The 23,949-nt window shown below is 55.3% G+C and carries 27 protein-coding genes; 1 reads left to right on the top strand and 26 read right to left on the bottom strand.

All coding sequences use genetic code 11. The annotated features are described in order from the left end of the window. Positions 1-15: 15 nt before the first annotated feature. From CWI35_RS04245 to CWI35_RS04365, 24 genes are all read right to left on the bottom strand, one after another. The gene (locus CWI35_RS04245) at positions 16-798 is read right to left on the bottom strand and encodes a ribonuclease HII (RefSeq protein ID WP_011230705.1); all 783 of its coding nucleotides are present in this window, start codon (positions 796-798) and stop codon (positions 16-18) included. A gap of 85 nt (positions 799-883) precedes the next feature. Next, complete coding sequence (gene ylqF / locus CWI35_RS04250) at positions 884-1,750, bottom strand: ribosome biogenesis GTPase YlqF (RefSeq protein ID WP_021321697.1); 867 nt, start codon at positions 1,748-1,750, stop codon at positions 884-886. A 12-nt stretch (positions 1,751-1,762) separates the two neighbouring features. Then, positions 1,763-2,317, bottom strand: coding sequence for a signal peptidase I (lepB, locus tag CWI35_RS04255; RefSeq protein WP_011230703.1), 555 nt, complete (start codon positions 2,315-2,317; stop codon positions 1,763-1,765). A gap of 119 nt (positions 2,318-2,436) precedes the next feature. Further along, complete coding sequence (rplS, locus tag CWI35_RS04260) at positions 2,437-2,793, bottom strand: 50S ribosomal protein L19 (protein WP_013145772.1); 357 nt, start codon at positions 2,791-2,793, stop codon at positions 2,437-2,439. A gap of 135 nt (positions 2,794-2,928) precedes the next feature. Next, positions 2,929-3,663, bottom strand: coding sequence for a tRNA (guanosine(37)-N1)-methyltransferase TrmD (gene trmD / locus CWI35_RS04265; protein ID WP_011230701.1), 735 nt, complete (start codon positions 3,661-3,663; stop codon positions 2,929-2,931). Further along, complete coding sequence (rimM, locus tag CWI35_RS04270; RefSeq protein WP_015374399.1) at positions 3,663-4,181, bottom strand: ribosome maturation factor RimM; 519 nt, start codon at positions 4,179-4,181, stop codon at positions 3,663-3,665. The genes trmD and rimM overlap by 1 nt, the downstream gene beginning before the upstream one ends. 15 nt (positions 4,182-4,196) lie before the next feature. Further along, positions 4,197-4,583, bottom strand: a complete 387-nt coding sequence (locus CWI35_RS04275; protein ID WP_011230699.1) for a YlqD family protein — start codon at positions 4,581-4,583, stop codon at positions 4,197-4,199. An 88-nt stretch (positions 4,584-4,671) separates the two neighbouring features. Continuing rightward, the gene (locus tag CWI35_RS04280; protein WP_011230698.1) at positions 4,672-4,908 is read right to left on the bottom strand and encodes a KH domain-containing protein; all 237 of its coding nucleotides are present in this window, start codon (positions 4,906-4,908) and stop codon (positions 4,672-4,674) included. Positions 4,909-4,919: 11 nt separating this feature from the next. Beyond that, a complete protein-coding gene (rpsP, locus tag CWI35_RS04285) occupies positions 4,920-5,192 on the bottom strand; it encodes a 30S ribosomal protein S16 (protein ID WP_011230697.1) in 273 nt (90 codons plus the stop codon). A 94-nt stretch (positions 5,193-5,286) separates the two neighbouring features. Beyond that, complete coding sequence (ffh, locus tag CWI35_RS04290; protein WP_011230696.1) at positions 5,287-6,627, bottom strand: signal recognition particle protein; 1,341 nt, start codon at positions 6,625-6,627, stop codon at positions 5,287-5,289. 17 nt (positions 6,628-6,644) lie between these two features. Next, positions 6,645-6,977: a putative DNA-binding protein gene (locus tag CWI35_RS04295; protein ID WP_013523384.1), complete on the bottom strand. Its 333-nt coding sequence runs from the start codon at positions 6,975-6,977 to the stop codon at positions 6,645-6,647. 172 nt (positions 6,978-7,149) lie between these two features. Then, positions 7,150-8,136 (bottom strand): signal recognition particle-docking protein FtsY, encoded by a 987-nt coding sequence (gene ftsY, locus CWI35_RS04300; RefSeq protein ID WP_013523383.1) that lies wholly within the window; start codon positions 8,134-8,136, stop codon positions 7,150-7,152. Positions 8,137-8,155: 19 nt separating this feature from the next. Beyond that, on the bottom strand, positions 8,156-11,719 hold the full coding sequence (smc, locus tag CWI35_RS04305) for a chromosome segregation protein SMC (protein WP_119877518.1): 3,564 nt from the start codon (positions 11,717-11,719) through the stop codon (positions 8,156-8,158). A gap of 228 nt (positions 11,720-11,947) precedes the next feature. After that, on the bottom strand, positions 11,948-12,688 hold the full coding sequence (gene rnc, locus CWI35_RS04315; RefSeq protein WP_011230692.1) for a ribonuclease III: 741 nt from the start codon (positions 12,686-12,688) through the stop codon (positions 11,948-11,950). 179 nt (positions 12,689-12,867) lie between these two features. Continuing rightward, positions 12,868-13,101 carry an acyl carrier protein gene (locus tag CWI35_RS04320; protein ID WP_011230691.1) on the bottom strand — a complete coding sequence of 78 codons (234 nt, stop codon included), beginning with the start codon at positions 13,099-13,101 and terminating at the stop codon, positions 12,868-12,870. Positions 13,102-13,162: 61 nt separating this feature from the next. Next, entirely contained in the window at positions 13,163-13,906 is a 744-nt protein-coding gene (gene fabG, locus CWI35_RS04325; protein WP_011230690.1) for a 3-oxoacyl-[acyl-carrier-protein] reductase, read from the bottom strand. 4 nt (positions 13,907-13,910) lie between these two features. Further along, positions 13,911-14,852 (bottom strand): ACP S-malonyltransferase, encoded by a 942-nt coding sequence (fabD, locus tag CWI35_RS04330; protein WP_011230689.1) that lies wholly within the window; start codon positions 14,850-14,852, stop codon positions 13,911-13,913. Between the two features lie 21 nt (positions 14,853-14,873). Next, positions 14,874-15,857, bottom strand: a complete 984-nt coding sequence (plsX, locus tag CWI35_RS04335) for a phosphate acyltransferase PlsX (RefSeq protein WP_119877519.1) — start codon at positions 15,855-15,857, stop codon at positions 14,874-14,876. Next, positions 15,841-16,437 (bottom strand): transcription factor FapR, encoded by a 597-nt coding sequence (fapR, locus tag CWI35_RS04340; RefSeq protein ID WP_011230687.1) that lies wholly within the window; start codon positions 16,435-16,437, stop codon positions 15,841-15,843. The genes plsX and fapR overlap by 17 nt, the downstream gene beginning before the upstream one ends. A gap of 299 nt (positions 16,438-16,736) precedes the next feature. Beyond that, positions 16,737-18,785: an ATP-dependent DNA helicase RecG gene (recG, locus tag CWI35_RS04345; RefSeq protein ID WP_023634006.1), complete on the bottom strand. Its 2,049-nt coding sequence runs from the start codon at positions 18,783-18,785 to the stop codon at positions 16,737-16,739. Then, positions 18,782-19,666: an L-serine ammonia-lyase, iron-sulfur-dependent, subunit alpha gene (sdaAA, locus tag CWI35_RS04350; protein ID WP_011230685.1), complete on the bottom strand. Its 885-nt coding sequence runs from the start codon at positions 19,664-19,666 to the stop codon at positions 18,782-18,784. Before sdaAA ends, recG begins: the two co-directional genes overlap by 4 nt. Before the next feature lie 73 nt (positions 19,667-19,739). Beyond that, on the bottom strand, positions 19,740-20,402 hold the full coding sequence (gene sdaAB, locus CWI35_RS04355; protein WP_023634005.1) for an L-serine ammonia-lyase, iron-sulfur-dependent subunit beta: 663 nt from the start codon (positions 20,400-20,402) through the stop codon (positions 19,740-19,742). Positions 20,403-20,475: 73 nt separating this feature from the next. Next, positions 20,476-22,146 carry a DAK2 domain-containing protein gene (locus CWI35_RS04360; protein WP_014195419.1) on the bottom strand — a complete coding sequence of 557 codons (1,671 nt, stop codon included), beginning with the start codon at positions 22,144-22,146 and terminating at the stop codon, positions 20,476-20,478. A gap of 17 nt (positions 22,147-22,163) precedes the next feature. After that, positions 22,164-22,526, bottom strand: a complete 363-nt coding sequence (locus CWI35_RS04365; RefSeq protein WP_011230682.1) for an Asp23/Gls24 family envelope stress response protein — start codon at positions 22,524-22,526, stop codon at positions 22,164-22,166. A gap of 228 nt (positions 22,527-22,754) precedes the next feature. Here CWI35_RS04365 and rpmB point away from each other — a divergent pair, with 228 nt between their 5' ends. Beyond that, positions 22,755-22,940, top strand: a complete 186-nt coding sequence (rpmB, locus tag CWI35_RS04370) for a 50S ribosomal protein L28 (protein ID WP_011230681.1) — start codon at positions 22,755-22,757, stop codon at positions 22,938-22,940. 88 nt (positions 22,941-23,028) lie between these two features. Here the strand turns inward: rpmB and spoVM are convergent, their stop codons facing one another. Both spoVM and CWI35_RS04380 read right to left on the bottom strand, forming a co-directional pair. Continuing rightward, the gene (gene spoVM, locus CWI35_RS04375) at positions 23,029-23,109 is read right to left on the bottom strand and encodes a stage V sporulation protein SpoVM (RefSeq protein ID WP_011230680.1); all 81 of its coding nucleotides are present in this window, start codon (positions 23,107-23,109) and stop codon (positions 23,029-23,031) included. Positions 23,110-23,190: 81 nt separating this feature from the next. Beyond that, complete coding sequence (locus CWI35_RS04380; RefSeq protein ID WP_119877520.1) at positions 23,191-23,841, bottom strand: thiamine diphosphokinase; 651 nt, start codon at positions 23,839-23,841, stop codon at positions 23,191-23,193. Between the last annotated feature and the right edge of the window lie 108 nt (positions 23,842-23,949).

Here is a 23,949-nt window from a genome sequence, read left to right on the forward strand (position 1 = left end):
GTCCCATCCCTTCTTCTAGAGCTGCTCGCTCGCCTTCAGCACCTCCCTCACCGGTGCGAACGAACGACGGTGCTCAGGCGTAACGCCGTAGCGGCGGATCGCCTCGAAATGTTCCGGCGTTCCGTAGCCCATATGGCGCGCGAACCCGTATTGTGGATAGCGGCGATCCAGTTCTTTCATCCACCGGTCGCGCGTCACTTTGGCGATGACCGACGCAGCGGCGATTGAAGCGCTGTTGGCGTCTCCTTTTATGAGGCGCTGTTGCGGCAGTGGGCACGGCACCGCCATCGCATCAACAAGCAAATGTTCAGGCGGCGGGGAAAGGGCGTTCACCGCTTTCGCCATCGCTTGCCTTGTCGCTTCGTAAATATTCCTTTCATCGATCTCCGCCGCGCTGACGATGCCGATGCCGATGGCGACGGCGCACGCTTCAATTTGCGCAAACAATGCCTCGCGCTTTTCCGGCGTCAGCCGCTTCGAGTCGTCAAGCCCCGGCAAATAGGCGTCTTTCGGCAAGATGACCGCGGCGGCGACGACCGGGCCGGCCAGCGGGCCGCGCCCGGCCTCATCAATGCCGGCGATCCGTCTAACGCCAGCGGCGTATAGTTCCCTCTCATAACGCATTAGTTCTTCCCACCGCTGCTCGATGGCGTGCCGGCGCGCTTTCTGCCTTTCAAAACGGGCAAGAAGCGCCTGCACGCTTTTTCGCTCATCCTGCCGCAGCATCTCCCAGCGCGGGTCGTCCGCGCCAAGCTTCGGAAGCAGCGCTTCAATGTCTTTCACCGTATACCGCTTCATGCTCCTCTCCCTCTTCTACTTATTACTATCGGCTCTGTTTGGCCGACCGTAAAGCACCGCCGGCAAAAAACGCCCGCCGGACGCGCTACGTCCGTGAAGCGGGCGTTTCAAAGCTTAAGCGGCCTAATTTTTCCGTGCGGATGTCATACAAAACGATGTCAGCCACTTTATCGTAGTCAACAGCGCCGCCTGACGTCAAGCAGCCGCGCCGCCTTCCGATGGTGTCAAACAAGGCGACGATGTCATCAGGAATGTCATCAAGGCCGTAGCGCTCCGCAAGCCGGTTGGGATAGTGAGTCGACAAAAAGCGGAGCGCATAGACGGCGACATCCTGCAAGTTTAAAATTTCGTCCTTAATGGCGCCGGTCACCGCCAACTTGTAGCCCACGTCCTCATCCTCAAATTTCGGCCATAGGATGCCTGGGGTATCAAGCAGCTCCATTTCTTTGCCCACTTTGATCCATTGCTGCGCTTTTGTCACCCCCGGCTTGTCGCCGGTTTTCGCGATATGGCGGCCGGCGAGCCGGTTGATCAGCGTCGACTTGCCGACGTTCGGGATGCCGACGATGAGCGCCCGAACCGGGCGCGGGTTTTTAATCCCTTTCGCCCGCATTTTCTCGAATTTGTCTTTCACCATCTCTTTCGCTGCCGCCGCGATTTGCCGGACTCCTGTTCCGCTTTGAGCATCGATGGGCAAAGCCAGCCGCCCTTGATCGTGGAAATAGCGGATCCACTGTTCGGTCACCGCCTCATCGGCCATATCAGCCTTATTGAGCAAAATGAGGCGCGGCTTTTGTCCGAGAATCTCGTCGATCATCGGGTTGCGCGAGGACATCGGCACACGGGCGTCAAGCAGCTCAAACGCTACGTCGATCAACTTTAATTTTTCTTGCACTTCCCGCTTGGCCTTCGCCATATGGCCGGGGAACCATTGAATCACTGTCATTGGCATCACCTGCCTCGTTTATTTCACAATCCGGGCGTCAGCCAACGGCCAATACACAAGATTCGCCTTGCCAACGACTTTGGACATCGGAATGAAGCCGATATGGCGGCTGTCTTTGCTGAAACGGCGATTGTCGCCCATGACAAACAAATGCCCCGGCGGCACCGTGCTTCGCCCGGTCAGTTCCTCCAAAGTGAACGATTCCGTCAGTGGACCGCCGTCGGACAACTGCTTTTTATACTCGTCCAAATACGGCTCTTCATACGGCTTGCCATTGATATAGAGCGTATCATTTTTGTATTCAATTCGGTCGCCCGGCAGGCCGATGACTCGCTTAATATAGTCTCTCCCTTCTTCGGCGTGAAAAACAATGATATCGAAACGGTGCGGCATGCCGATTTTATACGCCAGTTTATTGACGATCATCCGCTCATGGTTATGTAATGTCGGCATCATCGAATAACCGTCGACGATGATCGGAGCGAAAATAAAGTAGCGGATGCCCCCGGCGAGCAAGACGGCAACGACGATCGCTTTCATCCATTCACGCCATTCGCTTTTTTTCTGTTCCATTGTCCACCCACCTAAATCAAAGTTTGCAGTCGTGGATCACTACCGTAATCATCATTGGCGGTAGTGAAAAAAGGAGCTTGAAAGCAAGCTCCTTTTCCGCTGTGATCCACCGTTGTCCATTATTGCGCTGCGTTCGTATTTTCCTTGATGCGCGCCGCTTTGCCGCGAAGTTCGCGCAAGTAGTACAATTTCGCGCGGCGGACTTTCCCGCGGCGGATGACTTCCAGCTTGGCGATTTTCGGCGTATGCACCGGGAATGTGCGCTCAACGCCGACGCCATAGGACACTTTGCGGACCGTGAACGTTTCGCTGATGCCCGCTCCGCGCCGTTTAATGACGACACCTTCAAACACTTGGATGCGTTCGCGGTTGCCTTCGACGACTTTCACATGAACGCGCACCGTGTCGCCCGGGCGGAAATCCGGCAAATCCGTCCGCAGTTGTTCTTTCGTAATCTCTTGGATTAAATGATGCATCATGATCCACTCCTTCCACAGATGTTCATGCCAATGATCTCTTCATTGCAGCGGAACATCGTTTTCCATCCTCAAGCCAATCGCTTAAGGTCACACAAAAGACATGATAGCATAAACTGTTGACTCAGGCAATAGCTATTCGCGCTCCTTTTCCCACTCTTTCAGCCATTGCTTTTGCTTGTCTGTAAGCGGATATTCATCGAGCAAGTCCGGACGGCGCAAAAACGTGCGCCGGAGCGATTCCTTCTCGCGCCACTCGGCGATGAGCTGATGGTTGCCAGAAAGCAGAATATCCGGCACTTTCATGCCACGGAAATCGGCCGGTCTTGTGTATTGCGGATACTCAAGCAGCCCGGAGCTGAACGAGTCATCGACCGGCGACGCCTCATTGCCGAGCACCCCGGGGAGAAGACGGACGACGCTGTCGACAATGACCATGGCGCCGAGTTCCCCGCCTGTTAAAATATAGTCGCCGATCGAAATTTCATCGGTTGCTAAATATTGGCGAATGCGTTCGTCATACCCTTCGTAATGGCCGCAAATGAGCACCAAATGCGTTTCTTTCGCCAGCTCTTCCGCCTTTTTTTGCGTGTAGCGCTCGCCTTGCGGGCAAAGCAAAATGATGCGGGCGCCAGGCGATCCAGCCGTCACGTGTTCCACCGCGTCAAAAATCGGCTGCGGCTTGAGCACCATGCCGGCGCCGCCGCCATACGGATAATCGTCGACCGTTTTATGCTTGTTGTCGGCAAACTCGCGAAAATCAATAAGGCGGATGTCGACGGCCCCTTTTTCTTGCGCCTTCTTTAAAATCGACTCGCTCAACACCCCGGAAAACATGCCGGGAAACAACGTTAAAATATCGATCCGCATCACTCGAGCAGCCCTTCCATCGGCCGGATGATGATCGTTTTCCGATCCGGATCGACGTGCAAAACGACCTCGTCAATGTACGGAATGAGCGCTTCCGATCCGTCTTCGCGCCGGACGACCCAGACGTCGTTCGCCCCTGGAGTCAAAATTTCCTTTACCGCGCCGATGGTCTCCCCGCCTTCTGTCACGACAGTGCAGCCGATGATCTCATGGAAATAATATTCCCCTTCCGCGAGTTCGCCGAGCTGGCTTTCCGGCACCTTCAGCATCGCTCCCTTAAACCGTTCCACATCGTTGATGCTGTCATAGCCTTCAAACGACAACAAGTCAAACGATTTATGGACGCGGTGGCTTTTCACCGTGACTTCAATCGGTTCCGTGTCCCGTTCGCGGAAAATGTACAGCTTGTTTCCTTTTTTATACCGTTCTTCAGGAAAGTCGGTGCGCGAAATGACGCGCACTTCGCCGCGAATGCCGTGCGTATTGACAATTTTTCCGACATTAAACCATCGTTCCATCGCTTTCATCCCTTCTTAGCGAATCTCTTTGACGACGCCGTCTTCAATGATGATGGCGCGCGTTTTTGTCACCTCTTCCCAACGGTCGCCGACGTTCACCTCAACGAGCGCCTCGACTTCCCGCTCTTTCAATTCGCTCCCTAACGGTAGCATATGTAATTGTTCGAGCTGAAACTCAAGCAGTTTCATTTTCTCCATCCGCTCGTCGATCTCTTTGGCAAAATATTGTTTCACTAAAGCGGGCGGATAGTTTCCGCTTTTCTCCATTCGTTTCTGTTCAAAACGAAGCTGGTCGCACTCGCGCTCGAGCTGCTGCTTGCGCGCCAAAAACGCGGCGGCAAGCTCTTGTTTGCTCCGTTCGGTGACGATTTGCCGCACCTCAACCGTTTGAATGAGCTTCATCCTCTTCCCCCTTTTGACACGGAATGAACGGCACCCGGGCCATTTTTGCGCCCTTTGGCATCATATCAAAAAAGGGAGAGGAACATCCTCACCCTTTGTCTTTCACTTGCACAACAACCCGCTTTGGCGATCCGGCCGCGGCGGCGGCAACGACCGTGCGAATCGCCTGGATCGTCCGCCCTTGTTTGCCGATCACTTTGCCAGTGTCGTCTTCATGCACGGACAGCTCATAGATGACGGCCGTCTCTTCTTCGCGGCGTTCAACCGCCACCGCCTCCGGATGATCGACAAGCGCCTTGACGATCGTTTCAATGAGCGGCTTCATGTGCATCTCGCTTATTTGCCGTATTTCAAGTTATGGAACTTCTCTAAAATGCCTTGCTTCGACAGCAAGCTGCGCACCGTATCCGATGGTTTGGCGCCGTTTTGCAGCCATTTGAGCGCCAATTCCTCATCGATTTTCACTTGCGCCGGCTCAGCGACCGGATCGTACGTGCCGATCGTTTCGATAAAACGACCGTCGCGCGGCGAGCGCGAATCAGCTACCACGATGCGATAGAATGGTTTTTTCTTTGTCCCCATGCGTTTTAAACGAATTTTTACTGCCATAGTCAGTACGCACCTCCGTATAGAGTTCACACAAGATAGTATATTAACAATTCTTTTTCCGTTTGTAAAGGTTTTTCGCTTAACAGATCTTCATTTACATAAATGGAAAACGGAATCCTTTCTTTTTCCCTTTTGGCATATTCGTCATCATTTTCATCATTTTTTTCATCTCGTCAAATTGCTTCAAAAGCCGGTTTACTTCCTGCACCGTCGTGCCGCTTCCTTTGGCGATCCGCTTTTTGCGGCTAGCGTTGATGATTTCCGGATGCGTTTTCTCTTCTTTCGTCATCGAGCGGATGATCGCCTCAACGCGGGCGATTTGCTTTTCATCGACTTGGATGTTGGCGAGCCCTTTGATTTTGTTGGCGCCCGGCAGCATTTTAATCAGTTCGTCAAGCGGTCCGAGCTTGCGCACTTGGCCGAGCTGCTCCAAAAAGTCGTCAAGCGTGAAGGTGGCCGTGCGCATTTTTTGTTCGAGCTCCTTCGCCTTCTCTTCGTCGACGGCCGCCTGCGCTTTTTCGATGAGCGTCAGGACATCGCCCATGCCTAAAATGCGCGACGCCATTCGCTCCGGATGGAACGGCTCCAAAGCGTCAAGTTTTTCGCCCATCCCAGCAAACTTGATCGGCGCTCCGGTGACGGCGCGAATCGACAGCGCCGCCCCGCCGCGCGTGTCGCCGTCCAGCTTCGTCAAAATCACCCCGGTGATGCCGAGCTGCTCATGGAAGCTTTGTGCGACATTGACGGCATCTTGCCCGGTCATGGCGTCAACGACGAGGAAAATTTCATCCGGCTTGACCGCTTCTTTCATTTGCTTCAGTTCATCCATGAGCGCTTCATCAATGTGGAGGCGGCCGGCTGTGTCGATGAGCACGTAATCATAATGCTCTTCTTTCGCCCGCTCGAGCGCCTGTTTCGCGATTTCAACCGGATTGGCGTGCTCGCCTAACGAAAAGACAGGCATGTCGAGCTGCTTGCCAAGCGTCTCAAGCTGTTTGATCGCCGCCGGGCGGTAAACGTCGGCAGCCACCAGAAGCGGCTTCCGGTTATGCCGTTTGCGCAGCAAGTTGGCCAGCTTCCCGGTGGTCGTCGTTTTCCCGGCCCCTTGCAACCCGACCATCATCACAACGGTCGGCGGTTTCTTCGCGACAGCGATTTGGCTTTGCTCACCGCCCATTAACGCCGTCAGCTCTTCCTTGACGATTTTGATCACTTGCTGGCCCGGCGTTAAGCTTTTCATCACTTCCTGCCCGACAGCCCGCTCGCTCACCTGTCTGATGAAATCTTTGACGACTTTAAAGTTGACGTCAGCTTCCAAAAGCGCAAGGCGCACTTCGCGCATCATCTCTTTGACATCCGCTTCGGTGACTTTCCCTTTGCCGCGGATGCGGTTCATCACCTGCTGCAAACGTTCAGACAGTCCTTCAAACGCCATGGCGGCCACCCCCTTTTTTAATCAAGTTCGTCAAGCTCGCGGACTAGCGCCGCCAATTCGGCGTCAGCACCGTAGTGCCGGCTGATGTAGTCTTTCAGCCGCTCGATGATCTGCCGCCGCCGTTCATATTTTCGCAGCAGCCCGAGCTTCTCTTCATACTGCTCCAGCATCGCTTCTGTACGCCGGATGTTATCGTACACCGCCTGGCGGCTCACCTCATATTGTTCGGCAATTTCCCCGAGGGAGTAGTCGTCCAAGTAGTAAAGCGCCATATAGTTGCGCTGTTTCGGCGTCAACAGCGCTTGGTAAAAATCGTATAAATAGTTCATGCGCATCGTTTTTTCCAGCACCGGACTCTCCCTCCCTCATTGTTAAGTAAAATACCTTTACAAAAATGTAGTGTACCGTCTTTTCGGCAAGGTGTCAAGGGATGGAACGAACAAAGGGCTTATCGGTTACACTCCCGTGGACGTAACAACAAAGGGCGCTCCATTGTTTTGGGAGCACCCTCTGTTGGCTTGTTTATGATTCCAGCAAATCAGCAAACAATCCGTAGACGTACTGTTCTGGATCGAACACTTGCAAATCGTCCATCTTCTCGCCGAGGCCGACGAGTTTCACCGGGATGGCCATCTCGTTGCGAATGGCAAGCACGATGCCGCCTTTCGCCGTGCCGTCAAGCTTCGTCAACACGATGCCGGTCACATCGGTCGCTTCTTTAAACAGCTTGGCTTGGCTCATCGCGTTTTGCCCGGTCGTCGCATCCAACACAAGCAGTACTTCATGCGGAGCGCCCGGAATTTCGCGGCTGATGACGCGTTTCACTTTTTCGAGCTCTTTCATTAAATTCACTTTGTTTTGCAGCCGCCCGGCCGTGTCGCATAACAATACGTCAACGCCGCGCGCTTTCGCCGCTTGAATCGCATCATACATGACCGCCGCTGGATCGGAGCCGGCCGCCTGCTTAATGACGTCGACCCCAACGCGCTCGCCCCACGCTTCGAGCTGCTCGATCGCCCCGGCGCGGAACGTGTCGCCAGCTGCCAACAAGACGGATTTCCCTTCCGATTTCAGCTTATGGGCGAGCTTGCCGATCGTTGTCGTTTTGCCGACGCCGTTGACACCGACGAACAAAATGACCGTCAGCCCGCCTTCTTGTATATTCAAAGCGGAAAGTTCTTTGTCATCGGCGCCGGCGCGGTAAATGTCAACGAGCTTTTCGGCGATGACGTCGCGCATTTGCGCCGGGTCTTGAATGTTGCGGCGCTTCACTTCCATTTTCAGCTCATCGACAAGTTCCATGACGGTCGTGACGCCCACATCCGCGGCGATCAAAATTTCCTCAAGCTCTTCAAAAAACTCTTCATCCACTTTCCGATAACGGGCGATGAGGTCGTTCACTTTCCCGGCGAGCGAATTTCGCGTTTTTGACAGCCCTTCTTTAAACTTTTCGGTTACGGCATCCGCTTGCTTTGTCCATTTTTCTTTCCATTTTTGAAAAAAACCCATCCAAAGCGCCTCCTTTCCATTATGACCGCACGAGCTCCTTCGAATCTTCCAAACGGACAGAAACAAGCTTTGAGACGCCCGATTCTTGCATCGTGACGCCGTACAGCACGTCCGCTTCTTCCATCGTCCCTTTTCGATGGGTGATGACGATAAACTGCGTGTCGCGGCTGAACCGTTTTAAATATTGGGCATACCGCTGCACGTTCGCTTCATCAAGCGCCGCTTCGACTTCATCAAGGACGCAAAACGGCACCGGGCGCACCTTTAAAATCGAAAACAAGAGGGCGATCGCCGTCAGCGCCCGTTCGCCGCCGGAAAGCAAGCTTAAATGTTGCAGCTTTTTCCCCGGAGGCTGAGCGACGATGTCGATCCCAGTCTCAAGCAAGTCGTTCGGATCGGTCAGCCGCAAATCGGCGCGCCCGCCGCCGAACAGCTCGCCAAATACCTCGCCAAAATGGGCGCGGATTTGTTCAAACGTCGCGAAAAATCGTTTTTTCATTTCATCGTCCATTTCATCAATGACTTGGTGGAGCGTCGCCTTCGCCTCTTCCAAATCGGTTTTTTGCTCGCTTAAAAAGCGGTGCCGTTCGGAAACTCGTTCGTATTCATCGATCGCCCCCAAGTTGACGGTGCCGAGCTCCTCCATGGCGCGCTTGATCAGCTTCACCCGCTTGCGCGCCTCATCGGCGCCGATCTCAAGCGGGTACGCGGAGCGAGCCGCTTCAAACGACAGCCCATACTCTTCGCGCAGACGGACAAGCAAATTCTCAAGCTCCACATCAAGCCGGTTCAACTTTACTTCTTCGTCTTTCACGACATCGGCGAGCTGTTTATGCTGCCGCTTCGTCTCTTTCCATTCCTGTTCCAAATGTTCAAGACGGCGTTGGAAATCGAGCCGCTGTTCGCGACGGCTCGCAATCAGCTCCAATGTCTTTTGCTTGTCCTCAAGCTTTTGCTTTCGCAGCTGCTCAATCTCTTCCTCGTTCCATTCCGGCGCCTCCATTTCCGCATCCAAAGCGGCTCGTTCGCGCTCTGCTTCTTTGAGCCCACGGATCGTTTCGGCAAGCTCCGCTTCCCATTCTTCCACTTTCCGGCGTGCATGTTTCACGCGCTCTTTCGTTTCCGCCAAGGCGATTTTTTGCTCCGTGATCGCTGCCTGGAGCGCCTCTTTCGTCGTTTGCTCCGTCTGTTTTTGCGCCTGCAGCCGGCTGATGTCGTCATCGATCGCCTGCAGTTTCTCGGCAAGCTGCTCAAGCTGCCTGTCAATGGAGCCGAGGCGGCGGTTGAGCTCTGCCATTTCGCGCTCGTCGTTCGCCTTTTCTTCATCATACAGTGCGAGCCGCTCGTCGATCCGTTTTTTCTGCCATTCGAGCTCGCGTTGCTCGTCCTTTTGTCTTTGCAGGGCCTCCCGAAGCGCCGCAACCTCTTCTTGCAGCGCGGCCGCCTGCGCTTCCTGCTCCGCCAGCTCGTGTCGTTTTGCGGCAACAGCCCGCTCAAGCCGAGCGATCGTTTCATCCATTTCCTGCAGTTTGACCGAAAGCGTCTCAAGCTCGCGGTTTCGACTTAGCAACGACGCGGTCTTTTTCGCCGCCCCGCCGCCGGTCATCGCCCCGCCAGGGCTGACGACATCACCGTCCAATGTCACGAGGCGATAGCGATAGTGAAGAAGCTTGGCCAGCTCATTCGCGCCTTTTAAATCGGCTGTCACGATGACATGGCCGAGCAAATGGGCGATCGCCGCCCTATAGGCGCGGTCGTATTCGACGAGCTCGCTTGCGATGCCGACAAACGCCGGATGGCGGTCAATCGCCGCCCGCTCCCGTTCGGAAAGCGCGCGCGCTTGGATGACGTCAAGCGGCAAAAACGTCGCGCGCCCGTAGCCGTTCGTTTTCAAATAGTGAATCGCTTGCCGCGCCGCCTGTTCGCTGTCAACGACGATATGCTGCATCGCCCCGCCGAGCGCCGTTTCAATCGCCGTCTCATAGCGGTCCGGCACGCGAATGAGCTCAACAATGGCGCCATGAATGCCGGGCAGAAGGTCGCGCGCCTTTAATACTTCTTTTACTCCTTGGACAAAACCGGAATAATCATGTTGCATCTCTTCCAACCATTGCTGGCGCGCTTTGGTTTGCTGCCGGTATTGGCGCGCCTGATGCAGCAACGCTTCATGCTGCTCGAGCTCCGTTTTTTGCGCTGCGAGCGCCGCGGCGAGAGCGGCTTGTCTGTTATGCGCTTCCGTCAGCGCCTGTTCGAGGCGGGTCTGCTCGGCCCATAAAGCCGCCCGCTTCTGCTCGAGCTGTTCACGTTCGGCGAGATGGCGGCGGTTCGCTTCATCGAGCGCCGTCCGTTTGGCATGCAGCTTGCCAAGCGCCTGCTCCACATGTGCGCGTTCGTTTTTCAACGCCGCCTGTTCATGAACAAGGTCGATGTAATCACCTTTTCGCCGCTCGATTTCTTCTTCAATGTCGGCTTCATGCGCCGAAAACAAAGCCTGTTTTTCTTTCAGCTCCCGCTCGAGCGCTGCGGCGCCCGCCTCAAGCCGGGCGAGTTCCTCCCGCTCGGCATGCAGCTGCTCCGTCAAGCGGCGCCGTTTCGCAGCCAGTGCAGCCGTTATGTCGTCCAGCTGCGCTTTTCGCCTCGCGGCATGCTTTTTTCTCTCTTTCAATACTTCTTTCCGCCCTTCGAGCTTCTCAAGCTCTTCGCTGGCTAAAAGAAGCACTTGCTGCAAACCGTCGATCGATTCGTCAATGGCGGTCATTTGATCGCGGAGCTGTTCGATTTGGGCTTCCATTTTCTGCAACGCCGCCGCCAGCGCCACTTCGTCCCGCTGGTGCCCATCAAGCGCTTCCTTCAACTCATTCCATTGCCCGCGCAGCTGCTCGATGTCGTGAACCATCAGCGCCACTTCAAATCTCTCGAGCTCTTCGCGTTTTTCCAAAAACTCTTTGGCGAGCGACGCCTGCATGCGGAGCGGCTCAAGCTGCTGTTCGAGCTCGTGCAAAATATCGTTGACGCGGTGCAAGTTGTCTTGCGTCTCCGCTAGCTTCGCCTCCGCCTTTTTTTTCCGCAGCTTGTACTTCAACACGCCGGCCGCTTCTTCAAAAATCGTGCGCCGCTCTTCCGGTTTGCTGCTTAAAATCTCTTCGACCCGGCCTTGGCCGATGATGGAAAACGCCTCCTTGCCGAGCCCGGAATCGAGAAACAAATCGACGATGTCTTTCAAACGGCACGGCTGGCGGTTGATGAAAAACTCGCTCTCCCCCGAGCGATAGACGCGCCGGGTCACGCTCACTTCCTGGTACTCAAGCGGCAAAAAGCCGTCTTCATTGTCGAGTGTGATCGTCACTTCAGCCACATTGAGCGGCTTGCGCGATTCGCTGCCGGCGAAGATGACGTCTTCCATTTTCGCCCCGCGCAACGATTTTGCTGATTGCTCACCGAGCACCCAACGGATCGCATCGGTAATGTTGCTTTTGCCGCTCCCGTTCGGACCGACGACCGCCGTCACACCAGGGACAAACTCGATCGATACACGGTCGGCGAACGATTTAAAGCCGATCACATCCAATCGTTTCAGGAACATGGTATGACGCCTCACCATCTTTCCACTGTGATCCACCACAAACACCCCGGAGCCCTTTTTGGAAACCGAGACGTTCGATCTTTTCATCCTACCATATGAGCTATCGAAAAAAACGCCTTTCTTCCCCCGCTCAAGGCGCGCATGTTCATCGAAACACCCATGAGCAGCGTTTGCTCTCCATCCCTTCGCACGTTCACAGAAAAAAGACTGACGTAACAGCGCCAGCCTTCACTGCTGATCGGCAGCCCGCAACGTTTCAAGCGCCATTTGCGCCGCATGTTGTTCGGCTTCCTTTTTCGAGCGGCCGACGCCGATGCCAAGCTCTTGGCCGTTTAACGCTACGCGGGCGACAAACTCCTTGTTGTGGGCCGGACCTTTTTCCTCCAAAATGGCGTATTCAAGCGTTCCGCTGCCGTCCCGCTGCACCAATTCCTGCAGCTGGCTTTTAAAATCCATCACATGAGAAAAAGCACCTTCATCAATTTTCGGAAACATCGTTTTCTCCAAAAAGCGGATGACCGCGTCCATTCCTTGATCCAAATACAAAGCGCCGATGAACGCCTCAAAGACGTCTGCCAAGAGCGCCGGACGCGTCCGCCCGCCGGTCAGCTCCTCGCCTTTGCCGAGCAAGACGAGCTCGCCGAACGACAGGGCGTTGGCAAATTTCACAAGCGACGGCTCGCAGACGATGGCCGCCCTCAGCTTCGTCAATTGCCCCTCGCTCATATGCGGGAACTTTTGAAATAAATATTGAGAAACGGTCAGCTCCAGCACGGCATCGCCTAAAAACTCAAGCCGTTCATTGTCTTCGTGAAGCCGCCGCCGATGCTCATTCACATACGATGAATGGGTGAACGCTTGAATCAACAGCTTTTCGTTTCGAAAGGTGATGCCGATTTTGTTTTGCAGCTCTTGAAACTTCGCCCGCCTCTTTTCATGGATGCGCTCTTTATCTTTTTGTTTTGACATAAAAATGCCCTCCGACTTCGTTCCAGAACAAAATGGCCGTGTCTTCTTCTATTATATCCGTTCTCCGGTCCGCTACGCGAGCGGGAATCGTGCGCTTTTTTCCGCAAGGCCCGCCGAGCATCCCTGAAAAAGCAGAGAAAGCCCCGTTCGAAGCAACGGGACTTTGCAAAAAAGCAGCATTACAGACGACTTTTTATGTAGTTCACAGCGTCTCCGACTGTGACGATTTTTTCCGCCTCTTCATCGGAAATTTCCATGTTGAATTCATCTTCAAGTTCCATGACGAGTTCGACGATGTCGAGCGAGTCAGCGCCCAGGTCGTCCTTAAACGACGCTTCGAGCGTCACTTGCGATTCGTCAACCCCCAGCCGGTCAACGATGATTTTCGTTACACGTTCCAATACATCGGCCATTGCGTTCACCTCCCTTCATGATTATAGTCGATTGGCAGAAAAAATACTAGCGCTGTTTTTCTTACGGCATCACCATGCCGCCGTCAACATGAAGCGTCTGTCCAGTCATGTAGCTCGCGGCGTCGGAAGCGAGGAAAGCGACGACGCGGGCGACATCATCCGGCTCGCCAAAGCGGGCGAGCGGAATTTGCTTTAACATTTCCGCCTTCAGCTCCGGGCTGAGCGCTTCGGTCATATCGGTCGTAATGAATCCTGGTGCGACGGCGTTAACGGTGATGTTGCGGCTGGCGAATTCGCGCGCCGCCGTCTTCGTCAGCCCGATGACACCGGCCTTGGCGGCGACATAGTTCGCCTGCCCCGGATTGCCGATCACGCCGACGACCGAAGCAATGTTGACGATCCGCCCATAGCGCTGCTTCATCATCGGGCGCGTTGCCGCCTTCGTACAAAGAAATACCCCTTTTAAGTTCGTGTTAATCACGGCATCCCATTCTTCTTCTTTCATCCGCATCAATAAATTGTCGCGTGTAATGCCGGCGTTGTTGACCAAAATATCGAGGCGGCCAAAATGGTCAATCGTCGTTTTCACCATGCGCTCAACATCTTCAGCGCGGGCGACGTCCGCCTGCACGGCGATCGCTTCGCGGCCGAGGGAGCGGATGGCCTCGACAACTTCATTCGCTTTCGCCTCGCTGCCGGCGTAATTGACGGCAACGTTCGCCCCTTGGCGGGCAAGCTCCAGAGCGACCGCCCGGCCAATGCCGCGCGACGCCCCGGTCACAAGAGCAATTTTTCCTTCGAGCATCGCTTTATTCCCCTTTCAGCGCCGCAACGGTCGCTTCGAAGGAAGCAAGATCGTTCACCGCATAAACGCGGGCGTTGCGGTCGATTTTTTTCACAAGGCCGGACAACACTTTTCCCGGACCGATTTCGACAAACGTGTCGACGCCAAGCGAAAGAAGCGTGCGCACCGACTGCTCCCAACGCACCGGCGAGTACAGTTGTTCAATGAGAAGGCGGGCGATGTCCTCTTTTTTCGTCACCGGCTCAGCAGTCACATTGGCGACGACCGGAATGACGGCGTCACGAATCACCAAACTGTCAAGAACCGCTTTCAGTTTTTCTGCCGCCGGCTTCATGAGAGCGGAGTGGAACGGACCGCTCACCTCAAGCGGAATGACGCGTTTGGCGCCGCGTTCTTTCAAAAGCTGCGCCGCTTTTTCCACTCCGGCTTTCGAGCCGGAGATGACAATTTGCCCCGGGCAGTTGAAGTTGGCCGGCTCGACCGGATCGCCTTGGGCGGCGATTTCATTTGTCACTGCTTCAAGCGCATCAGCGTCCATCCCAAGCACCGCCGCCATCGTCCCTTCACCGGCCGGCACCGCTTCATCCATCAGCTCACCGCGGCGGCGCACCGCGTAGACGGCATCGGCAAACGACATGGCGCCGGCGGCGACAAGCGCCGTATATTCGCCTAAGCTGTGGCCGGCGACATAGTCCGCTTTCAGCCCAGCGCCGTCGACAAGCTGGAGCAAGGCGATGCTGGCGGTCAAGAGCGCCGGCTGGGCGTTATATGTCAACGTCAGCTCTTCTTGCGGTCCGTTGAACATGAGCTTGGAAAGCGCGAATCCAAGCCGCTCGTCAGCCTCCGCGATGACGGCACGGGCGCGGTCGTCATGCTCGGCAGCGTCTTTCGCCATGCCGACCGTCTGCGATCCTTGGCCAGGAAATAAAAAGGCGATTTTCCCCATTTTTGATTCCTCCTTTACCGATTATGCCCGTTCCAGCTCCGCTCTGATCGTGCCGATGACATCATGAACCACCATCTCTCGCGCCTGGCGGATGGCGTGGAAGATGGCGTTCGCATCGGACGACCCGTGCGCTTTAATGACCGGAGCATTTAAGCCAAACAGCGCCGCGCCGCCATACTCCGAGTAGTCCATCATTTTTTTCAGCCCGGCGAGCTTTGGCTTGAGGACGGCGGCGGCCAGCTTCGCCGCGACGCCGCTTGTCAGCGTCTGCTTGAGCAAGGAAAAGAGCGCCATCGCCGTCCCTTCAATCGTTTTTAACGCAACATTGCCGGCAAAGCCGTCGGCGACAACAACATCAGCCACTCCTTGCAGCAGATCGCGCGCTTCGACATTGCCGATGAAATGAAGGTTCGTTTCCTTGAGCAAGGCAAACGCCCGTTTCGTTGTTTCGTTTCCTTTTTGGTCTTCCGTTCCGACGTTCAGCAAGCCGATGCGCGGTTTTTCGACGCCGCGCACGTTCTTTGCGTACACATGTCCCATCAAAGCGTATTGCTGCAAATGTTCCGGCTTTGCATCGACGTTGGCGCCGACATCCAGAAAGACAAAGCCGCGCCCATCCAACGTCGGCAGCGTCGGGGCGAGCGCCGGGCGGTCGATGCCGGCTGCCCGCCCGACGACAAACAGTCCGGCTGCCATGAGCGCCCCGGTATTGCCGGCGGAAATGCAGGCAGCGGCGCGCCCTTCTTTCACTTCTTCCGCCATGCGCACCATCGACGAGTTCTTTTTGCGCCGCACTGCCCGCACCGGCTCATCATCTGCTTCGATCACTTCGTCGGTGTGGATGACCGAAATGCGCTCTTCACCCGTCACATGCGGGCGAATTTTCTCTTCATCGCCAATCAGCGTAATCTCGATGTCAGGGAAATGGGCGGCGGCCATAAGCGCCCCGCGCACGATTTCGCCCGGGGCATGGTCTCCACCCATGGCATCAACCGCGATATTCATTGCTGTCCCCATCCTTTTTCTCTATGTTTGAACGATACATTTCAAACGTACCAGAAAAGACGAGCTCCTGGCCGACGTAGCTGTTCACCTCGACGATTGTGCGCCCGTGCGCCGTTTTTCCGGTCACTTTCGCTTTGGCTACGACCCGCTCCCCTTCTTTCACTTGGCGCACAAAACGAATGGTCGCTTTCGCTGTCAGCGCCAGTTCATCATGGATGACAGCGACGGCAAGCGAGTTGGCCTGAGCGAACAAATGATGGCCGCGGGCGATGCGGGTGCGCCGAAAGACGTGCTCCTCTTTCACATCGAAAATCGAAATGGCGCTCGCATCCGGCTCGATGTCAATAATGTCGCCGATCACTTCTTCAAGCGGCAACGCCCGCACTTTATCAGCGAACGACTGGCGGGCGACATTCTTGATGCGCTCACGCAGTTCGGGAATCGACAGCTCAAGCCGATCAAGGCGGATCGTCTGCACGCTGACCGAAAATTTTTCGGCGAGCTCTTCATCGGTGATAAACGGGTTTTCCCGGATCGTCTCCTGCAACAACCGTTGCCGTTCGCGTTTGCTTTTTCTCATCGATTCGTGACACCGTCCGATTTTATGACTAGGTACTAAAAGTAATATATAATATCAAAAAACGAAATGCAAGCACAAAAAATGAACAGCGCCACATGCTGTCGGCCGCTGTGGATCCGACGCCCCCCTCGCCAAACGGCTTTCTGCTCCATCCTCGAGGCTCACAAACGAAATAGTGGGACAGGCATCTCCTGCCTCCTCCGTCCGAACAATAAAAATATAGGCTTTCACTGGCCAAAAAATCAATTACCATAAAAAACAGCGGGGCGCGAATGCGCCGGCGCCTCCTCCCCTGTCTATTAATCTAGCTTTTCCCCATCGAGTATGCCGGACGTTTCCAGCTCGGCGCGCAGCCCGGCGTACGCCTCATCGCGCCAAAACGCGGCCGAGGAAACGAGCTTGGCGGCATCGCGGCGGGCGACTTCCAAAATGCGGTAATCATGCACTGGATCGCCGTAGCGGAATTCCGGGAGCCCGCTTTGTTTTGTACCGAAAAAATCGCCCGGACCGCGCAGCTCCAAATCTTTTTCGGCCAACACAAACCCATCGGCCGTTTCCGTCATGATGCGCATTCGTTCTTTGCCGACTTCCGATTTCGGGTCGGCGATCAAAATGCAGTACGACTGGGCGTCGCCGCGCCCGACCCGCCCGCGCAGCTGATGGAGCTGGGCGAGGCCAAACCGTTCGGCGTCGTAAATGACCATCACCGTCGCATTCGGTACATTCACGCCGACTTCAACGACCGTCGTCGAGACGAGCACATGGATGCGGTTTTCGCTGAACGCCCTCATGACGCGTTCTTTTTCGTCGGCCGACAGCCGGCCGTGCATCAAGCCGATCTCATATTTCCCGCGATAATAATGGACAAGCTGGCTATGGACATCGATGGCGTTTTGCACATCCAATTTGTCCGACTCCTCAATGAGCGGACAGATGACATACGCCTGATGACCACGGCGCAATTCCTTTTCGATAAAATCGAGCACGCGGGAGAACTGATGATGCTTCACCCAATACGTCTCGACTTTTTTTCGTCCGGCCGGCATTTCATCGAGCACCGATACGTCCATGTCGCCGAACGCCGTAATGGCGAGTGTGCGCGGAATCGGCGTCGCCGTCATCATCAATACATCCGGTGCATGCCCTTTCTCACGCAAAACGCGGCGCTGTTCGACGCCAAACCGGTGCTGCTCGTCCGTAATAACGAGGCCGAGCCGGCGAAACTGCACTCCTTCTTGAATCAAGGCGTGCGTGCCTACGACGATATCAATTGTTCCTTCTTCCAGTTCGGCAAGCACTGCTTTGCGCTGCTTTCCCTTCACTGAGCTTGTCAAGAGCGCGATCGTCACATCCGTATCGGCAAACAGTTCGGCGAGCGAGCGGGCGTGCTGTTCAGCCAGAATTTCCGTCGGCACCATCAGCGCTCCTTGAAATCCGGACAAAGCGGCGGCGTAAAGAGCGACAGCGGCAACGACCGTCTTGCCAGAACCGACGTCGCCTTGCAAAAGCCGGTTCATTTGCCGCGGCGAGCGCATGTCCGCCAAAATTTCGCCGATGACACGGCGCTGGGCGTTCGTCAAGACAAACGGCAATCCGGAAAGAAAGGACGAAAGCCGCTCTTCAGAAAACGAATGAACGACGCCGCGCCGCTCATCGCGCATCAATCGACGGAGCGCCTGCATTTTCAGCTGGTACAACAAAAACTCCTCATAGATGAGCCGGCGCCGCGCCTGATGCAATTCTTCGCGCGTGCGCGGAAAATGAAGGGCGCGGAGCGCTTCTTGTTTGTCGACAAGGCGATAAGCGCGGCGCAAAGCGGGCGGCAGCGGATCGGGGATGTGCTCGCCAAACTGTTCGAACGCCGCTTTCATCAACCGGCGCATCGTTTTCACCGTCAGTGGGCTGCGCACGGAGTAAACCGGCTCGATGCCCGTGGTCTCCGGAGCCGGTCCGAACCGAAGCTCGTAGGCGTTGATCGTTTGCCGATGCCGGTCCCATTTGCCGATCACCGTCACCGTCTCGTTCAGGGCGATTTTTTCCTTCAAATAGGGACGGTTGAAACAAACGACGGTGATCAAGTAGCGATCGGCCAGCATGCGGAAGGAAAGGCGCGATTTTTTCTTTCCGTAATACGTCAACAGCGGGGCGCTGTATACTTTTCCTTCCACTGTCACTTTTTCTTCATGGCGGACGGCGGCCAAATCTTTTTGTTCGTAATCATCATAGCGGTACGGGGCGTACGCAAGCAGCTCACCGACCGTCGCGATGCCGATGTCGGCAAGCGCCGCCGCCGTCTCTTCACCGATGCCTTTGACCGCCGTCACCGGCTGCTGCATCGCTTCGTTCACTTCGATGCCGCAGAAGCGCCGAAAATGCGGGCCGCAATGGCGCGGCCAGTCGGCGTCGCGGCCAACCCCCCTTGCGCCGTTTCTTTGAGCGCCACCGGCATGGCTGCACCGATGCGATACATCGCTTCAATCACTTCATCGCACGGGATGCGGCTTTTAATGCCGGCTAGCGCCATATCCGCAGCGATCATGGCGTTCGCCGCCCCCATCGCGTTCCGCTTGACGCACGGCACTTCGACCAGGCCAGCAACCGGGTCGCATACTAATCCCAACATATTTTTTAAGGCGATGGCCATCGCTTCGGCCGCTTGAGCAGGCGTCCCACCGGCCAGCTCAACCAGCGCCGCGGCGGCCATGCCGGCCGCCGACCCAACTTCGGCTTGACAGCCGCCGGCGGCGCCGGAAATCGAGGCGTTGTTGGCGACAATGTAGCCAAACGCCCCGGCTGTAAACAAAAACTCAATCATTTCCATTCTTGTCGGCCGCAGCTTCTCTTTCACGGCAAACAGCGTCCCCGGGACGACGCCGGCCGCCCCAGCCGTCGGCGTGGCGCAAATGACGCCCATCGCTGCGTTCACTTCGTTGGTCGCCATGGCTTTGCTGACGGCGTCTAAAATCGTCTCTCCGGACAAAAAACGGCCGCCCTCAATATAACGCTGCATCCGCACCGCATCTCCGCCCGTCAATCCGGAGCGGGACACAACCCCTTCGAGTCCCCTCTCGACGGCGCGCTCCATGACGGCTAGATGGTGATCCATTTGCGCGATCACCTCTTCCCGGCTTCGCCCGCTCACTTCCACTTCCTGACGAATCATCACTTCAGCGATTTTGATGCTGTCCTTTTCGGCCAACGCCACAAGTTCAGCCACATTGCGAAACATTTGATTCCCACCTGTCCTCTCTCCATCATGGCTTATCTTCTTTGATGCACATCAACATGAAACCGATTTCTTTTCAATCCGCAAGCTTCGCCACTTGAATGATGTTCGGCAGCTGCTCCAATTCTTGAATCAGATCATCGGTCAACGGCTGGTCAACTTCGATCGCCATGAGCGCCTCTTTCCCTTTCTCCTTGCGCGACACTTCCATATGGCCGATGTTGATTTTCTGTTTCGCCAACACCGAAGCCACCGCCCCAATCGTCCCATACCGGTCATTATGCATAATGAGCAGCGCCGGATGGTGGCCAGACAGCTTCAAGGCAAACCCATTCAATTCGACGATTTCGATTTTGCCGCCGCCGATCGAAATGCCGACGAGCTCAAGCTCGCCTTCATCATCGCCAATCCGCAGGCGCGCCGTATTCGGATGATGCGGAATCGCCTCCTCGGCGAAAAACGACACATCTACACCTTCCGCTCGGGCGATCTCAAGCGCATTCGGAAGACGTTCATCGAACGTGTCAAACCCAAGCAGCCCGGCGACAATGGCAACGTCGGTGCCATGCCCCCGATACGTTTCGGCAAATGAGCCGTAAAACGAAATGCGCGCCCACGTCGGCTTTCGGCCAAACAACTTGCGCGCAACCAAACCGATGCGCACCGCCCCGGCCGTATGTGAACTTGACGGCCCGACCATCACCGGGCCAATGATATCAAAGACGCTTTTGTATTTCATCTCCGCTATTCCTCCACAAAACAGAAAAATAAGAAAAATAGAAGGGAATGCTCCCTTCTATTATTCTAACATATTATTCGACGGAAATGATAAATGGATACAGCGGCTGCTTTCCGTTATGCACTTCCACTTCGACCCCGTCATGTTTTGTTTCCAAATAGGCAACGACTGTTTCCACATCGATCTCCGTTGCGTCTTCGCCGTACAAAATGGTCACGATTTCGCTTTCTTCATCAATGAGCGCATCAAGCAGCCGCTTCGTTACGGCGAGTTTGTCTTTGTCAGCGGCAATAATGCGGTCATCCCATAACCCCATGTAATCGCCCTTTTGAATTTCGATGCCGTCAATCGTCGTATCGCGCACGGAAAATGTCACTTGCCCCGTTTTCACTCGCGACAGCGCCGCCGTCATCGCCCGCTCATTTTGCTCGGCCGATTGCGCCGGATTGAACGCCAAGAGCGCCGCCAGACCTTGCGGAACCGTTTTCGACGGGATGACGATCACCCGCTGTTCGGAAAGCTCCGCCGCTTGTTTTGCCGCCATCACAATGTTTTTGTTGTTTGGCAGCACAAACACCGTTTCCGCGTTGGCGAGGCGGATGGCGTCAGCGATTTCTTCCGTGCTCGGGTTCATCGTTTGCCCACCTTCAATGATGGCGTGTGCACCGATGCTCCGAAACAGTTCAGCCACGCCAGCGCCCATGGCGACGGCGACGATGCCGTACGGCTTTGCTTCCTCTTTGGCAACGCCAGGAAGCGTTTTTGCCTCCTTGCCGACGATGTTGGCATGTTGTTCGCGCATGTTTTCAATTTTAATATTGATCAAGCTGCCGTAGCGTTGACCGTATGTCAGCACCTCACCCGGCGTTTCCGAATGGATGTGCACCTTAACAAGCTCTTCATCCGCGACAACGAGCAAGGAGTCGCCGAACTGGCTTAACTCGCGGCGGAACGTTTCTTCGGAAAACGGGTGCTCGGCCAGCTTTTCCGGCTCAAAACGGACCATAAATTCCGTACAGTAGCCAAACTCGATCTCATCGGCATGAATATGGCTTTGCGCGCTTTGATGGTGCACCATTTTCACTAGATCGTCCATCCGCGCCTCAGCGCGTGCGGCGCTCACGATTTCTCCTTTCAAAGCAGCAAGAAACCCTTCATAGATGTATACGAGCCCTTGACCGCCGCTGTCGACGACACCGACTTCCTTTAAGATCGGGAGCAATTCGGGTGTGCGCTGCAGCGCCGCTTTCGCCTCGGCGAGCGCCGCTTCCATCACGGCGATCACGTCGCGTTCTTTTTTTGCCACCTCCACCGCCTTGCGCGCCGCTTCTTTGGCAACGGTGAGGATCGTCCCCTCAACCGGCTTCATCACCGCCTTATAGGCTGTGTCCACCCCCGCCTGCAAAGCGGCGGCGAATTCGAAGCTGTTCACCGCTTGTTTGCCTTCGACTGCCTTGGCAAATCCGCGGAACAGCTGCGACAAAATGACGCCGGAATTGCCGCGCGCCCCCATCAACAGCCCTTTTGCCAGCGCCGCGGCGACGTTGCCGATATGGTCGGAGGCATTCGCCTTCACTTCTTTCGCCCCGGACGTCATCGACAAGTTCATGTTTGTTCCTGTATCGCCATCTGGAACCGGAAAGACGTTCAGCGCATCGACCGTCTTGGCGTTGTTCGCCAAATGTGCGGCCCCTTGCTGCACCATATCGGCAAATCGTCTTCCGTCAAGCGTCCTCATTGTCACCGGCTAACTCCTCCTTACTACGGGTTTGACACCCGAACCCCTTGAACGTAAATATTGATCGACTGAACCGCCAGCCCGAGCGTCTGATCGAGCGTGTACTTCACTTTCGACTGCACGTTATGAGCGACTTCGGAAATTTTCGTTCCGTAGCTGACGATGATGTACATATCGATATGTACCTCGCCGTTTTCTTCGCGGACAATAACCCCTTTGGAAAAATTCTCCCGGCGCAAAATTTCCGACAGCCCATCGCGAATTTGGTTTTTCGACGCCATTCCGACAATGCCGTAGCAATCGACGGCAGCTCCCCCCGCGATCATCGCAATGACTTCATTGGCGACTTCGATGCGCCCGTATTTCGTTTGCCATTCGATCGACATGCTCGTTCCCCCTTTGCGTATCTCGCACAGCTACCCCTATTGTACTATAACGCTTTCTGTTTTCAAAGCGCTTCCCGTCCGCCCACTAGTATTATTTAGCCGAAAACTGAAATATATGTCAAGGACAGTTTCTTGAAAGAAAACCGCACGTCTATTGCAATCCCTACAGTTGTATGGTAAATTATAATAGTGTTTTTAGAGGGATGTGAAAGCAAGGAGGGAAAAACGATGGCGAAGTGCTTCATTACCGGCAAGAAGAAATCGTTCGGCAACTCGCGTTCGCATGCCATGAACGCCAGCCGCCGCACATGGAAAGCCAACTTGCAAAAAGTGCGCATTTTAGTTGACGGCAAACCGAAACGCGTTTGGGTTTCGGCGCGCGCGCTGAAATCTGGAAAAGTGAAACGCGTCTAACGGCCTAACGAAAAGAAGCCGCCCAAAAGGTTGCAACCCTCCTTTTGTTCGGCGGCAACAAAAAAGCACCAAAAATGGTGCTTTTTTCTTATCCTTTTTTAAATGCGTTCAACACCGCCCGCACGATTCCGCCTAAAAATCTCGGCAGCTTGATCGTATAAAACTTCATCCCGATTCCCTCCTCACACCGATCATAACGAGCTTCCCGCCATTTCCTTATCCATTATATTCCGTCATAAGCCAAGCGCGACTACGGGCAGCCGGCAAAATCGCTGCTCCTTATCATCATTAATATGCCTTCTGAAAACGAAAAAGTACCGGAAGATTGGATAAGTTCGTTACTAATACATAATGTCGAACCGCGGGAAATATGACAGTTTGTTAGCGGATATTTAAATCCGATAAGCGTAAGCTCCGCCACTGTTTCGGAAATCGGGATGTATGACACATAGCGGTATCGATCGTCGCGCGCAACCGTATGCACGCCGGGCAGATGGACGGTGAGCACGTTTTGCCGGTCGATGAGTTCAATGGGCCGCCCGGCGTACTTTAACAGCAGCTCAACGTTGCCAAACAAATGGTCAAGCCGCCCGCCGGTCGCCCCAAACAGACGGATGGCCCCATCTGTCTGCCTAACCGCCCAGTCAAGAGCGATCTCCATATCCGTTTTATCTTTTTCCGCCGGCCAAATGTCAAGCTCCGGCAGCATCTCCCTTAGCCGCTTGACCTCCTCTGCCGGCAGCGAATCAAAATCGCCAAACGCCCGCACCGGACGGAGTCCGAAATCCAGCAGCGCTTTCGTACCGCGGTCGACGCCGACCCACTGCACATCGCTCCCATCATACGAGCGCAAATCGGGAAGAAGGTGGCGCGGACCGCCGCCGACAATATGGATCAACACATGCGTTTCCCCCTTTCAGCAAGGGCCGAGGCGGCCATCTTCCGTCCTTTTCTTTGCTCTCATCACCCTGCGGCTCGATAAGATGGCAAAAGCGGCGCTGCCTTTTTG

Origin of the sequence: [Bacillus] caldolyticus (assembly GCF_003595605.1) — a bacterium.
GTDB classification, from domain to species: domain Bacteria; phylum Bacillota; class Bacilli; order Bacillales; family Anoxybacillaceae; genus Geobacillus; species Geobacillus thermoleovorans.

Bases quoted from the DNA above. Each gene is read 5' to 3' on its own strand.
- CWI35_RS04245 (WP_011230705.1), bottom strand. From the start codon at position 798: ATGAAGCGGTATACGGTGAAAGACATTGAAGCGCTGCTTCCGAAGCTT.
- ylqF (WP_021321697.1), bottom strand. From the start codon at position 1,750: ATGCCAATGACAGTGATTCAATGGTTCCCCGGCCATATGGCGAAGGCC.
- lepB (WP_011230703.1), bottom strand. From the start codon at position 2,317: ATGGAACAGAAAAAAAGCGAATGGCGTGAATGGATGAAAGCGATCGTC.
- rplS (WP_013145772.1), bottom strand. From the start codon at position 2,793: ATGCATCATTTAATCCAAGAGATTACGAAAGAACAACTGCGGACGGAT.
- trmD (WP_011230701.1), bottom strand. From the start codon at position 3,663: ATGCGGATCGATATTTTAACGTTGTTTCCCGGCATGTTTTCCGGGGTG.
- rimM (WP_015374399.1), bottom strand. From the start codon at position 4,181: ATGGAACGATGGTTTAATGTCGGAAAAATTGTCAATACGCACGGCATT.
- CWI35_RS04275 (WP_011230699.1), bottom strand. From the start codon at position 4,583: ATGAAGCTCATTCAAACGGTTGAGGTGCGGCAAATCGTCACCGAACGG.
- CWI35_RS04280 (WP_011230698.1), bottom strand. From the start codon at position 4,908: ATGAAGCCGCTCATTGAAACGATCGTCAAGGCGCTTGTCGATCATCCG.
- rpsP (WP_011230697.1), bottom strand. From the start codon at position 5,192: ATGGCAGTAAAAATTCGTTTAAAACGCATGGGGACAAAGAAAAAACCA.
- ffh (WP_011230696.1), bottom strand. From the start codon at position 6,627: ATGGCGTTTGAAGGACTGTCTGAACGTTTGCAGCAGGTGATGAACCGC.
- ftsY (WP_013523383.1), bottom strand. From the start codon at position 8,136: ATGGGTTTTTTTCAAAAATGGAAAGAAAAATGGACAAAGCAAGCGGAT.
- smc (WP_119877518.1), bottom strand. From the start codon at position 11,719: ATGTTCCTGAAACGATTGGATGTGATCGGCTTTAAATCGTTCGCCGAC.
- rnc (WP_011230692.1), bottom strand. From the start codon at position 12,688: ATGTCAAAACAAAAAGATAAAGAGCGCATCCATGAAAAGAGGCGGGCG.
- CWI35_RS04320 (WP_011230691.1), bottom strand. From the start codon at position 13,101: ATGGCCGATGTATTGGAACGTGTAACGAAAATCATCGTTGACCGGCTG.
- fabG (WP_011230690.1), bottom strand. From the start codon at position 13,906: ATGCTCGAAGGAAAAATTGCTCTTGTGACCGGGGCGTCGCGCGGCATT.
- fabD (WP_011230689.1), bottom strand. From the start codon at position 14,852: ATGGGGAAAATCGCCTTTTTATTTCCTGGCCAAGGATCGCAGACGGTC.
- plsX (WP_119877519.1), bottom strand. From the start codon at position 15,857: ATGAATATCGCGGTTGATGCCATGGGTGGAGACCATGCCCCGGGCGAA.
- fapR (WP_011230687.1), bottom strand. From the start codon at position 16,437: ATGAGAAAAAGCAAACGCGAACGGCAACGGTTGTTGCAGGAGACGATC.
- sdaAA (WP_011230685.1), bottom strand. From the start codon at position 19,666: ATGTTTCGCAATGTGGCTGAACTTGTGGCGTTGGCCGAAAAGGACAGC.
- sdaAB (WP_023634005.1), bottom strand. From the start codon at position 20,402: ATGAAATACAAAAGCGTCTTTGATATCATTGGCCCGGTGATGGTCGGG.
- CWI35_RS04365 (WP_011230682.1), bottom strand. From the start codon at position 22,526: ATGTCGATCGAATGGCAAACGAAATACGGGCGCATCGAAGTCGCCAAT.
- rpmB (WP_011230681.1), top strand. From the start codon at position 22,755: ATGGCGAAGTGCTTCATTACCGGCAAGAAGAAATCGTTCGGCAACTCG.
- spoVM (WP_011230680.1), bottom strand. From the start codon at position 23,109: ATGAAGTTTTATACGATCAAGCTGCCGAGATTTTTAGGCGGAATCGTG.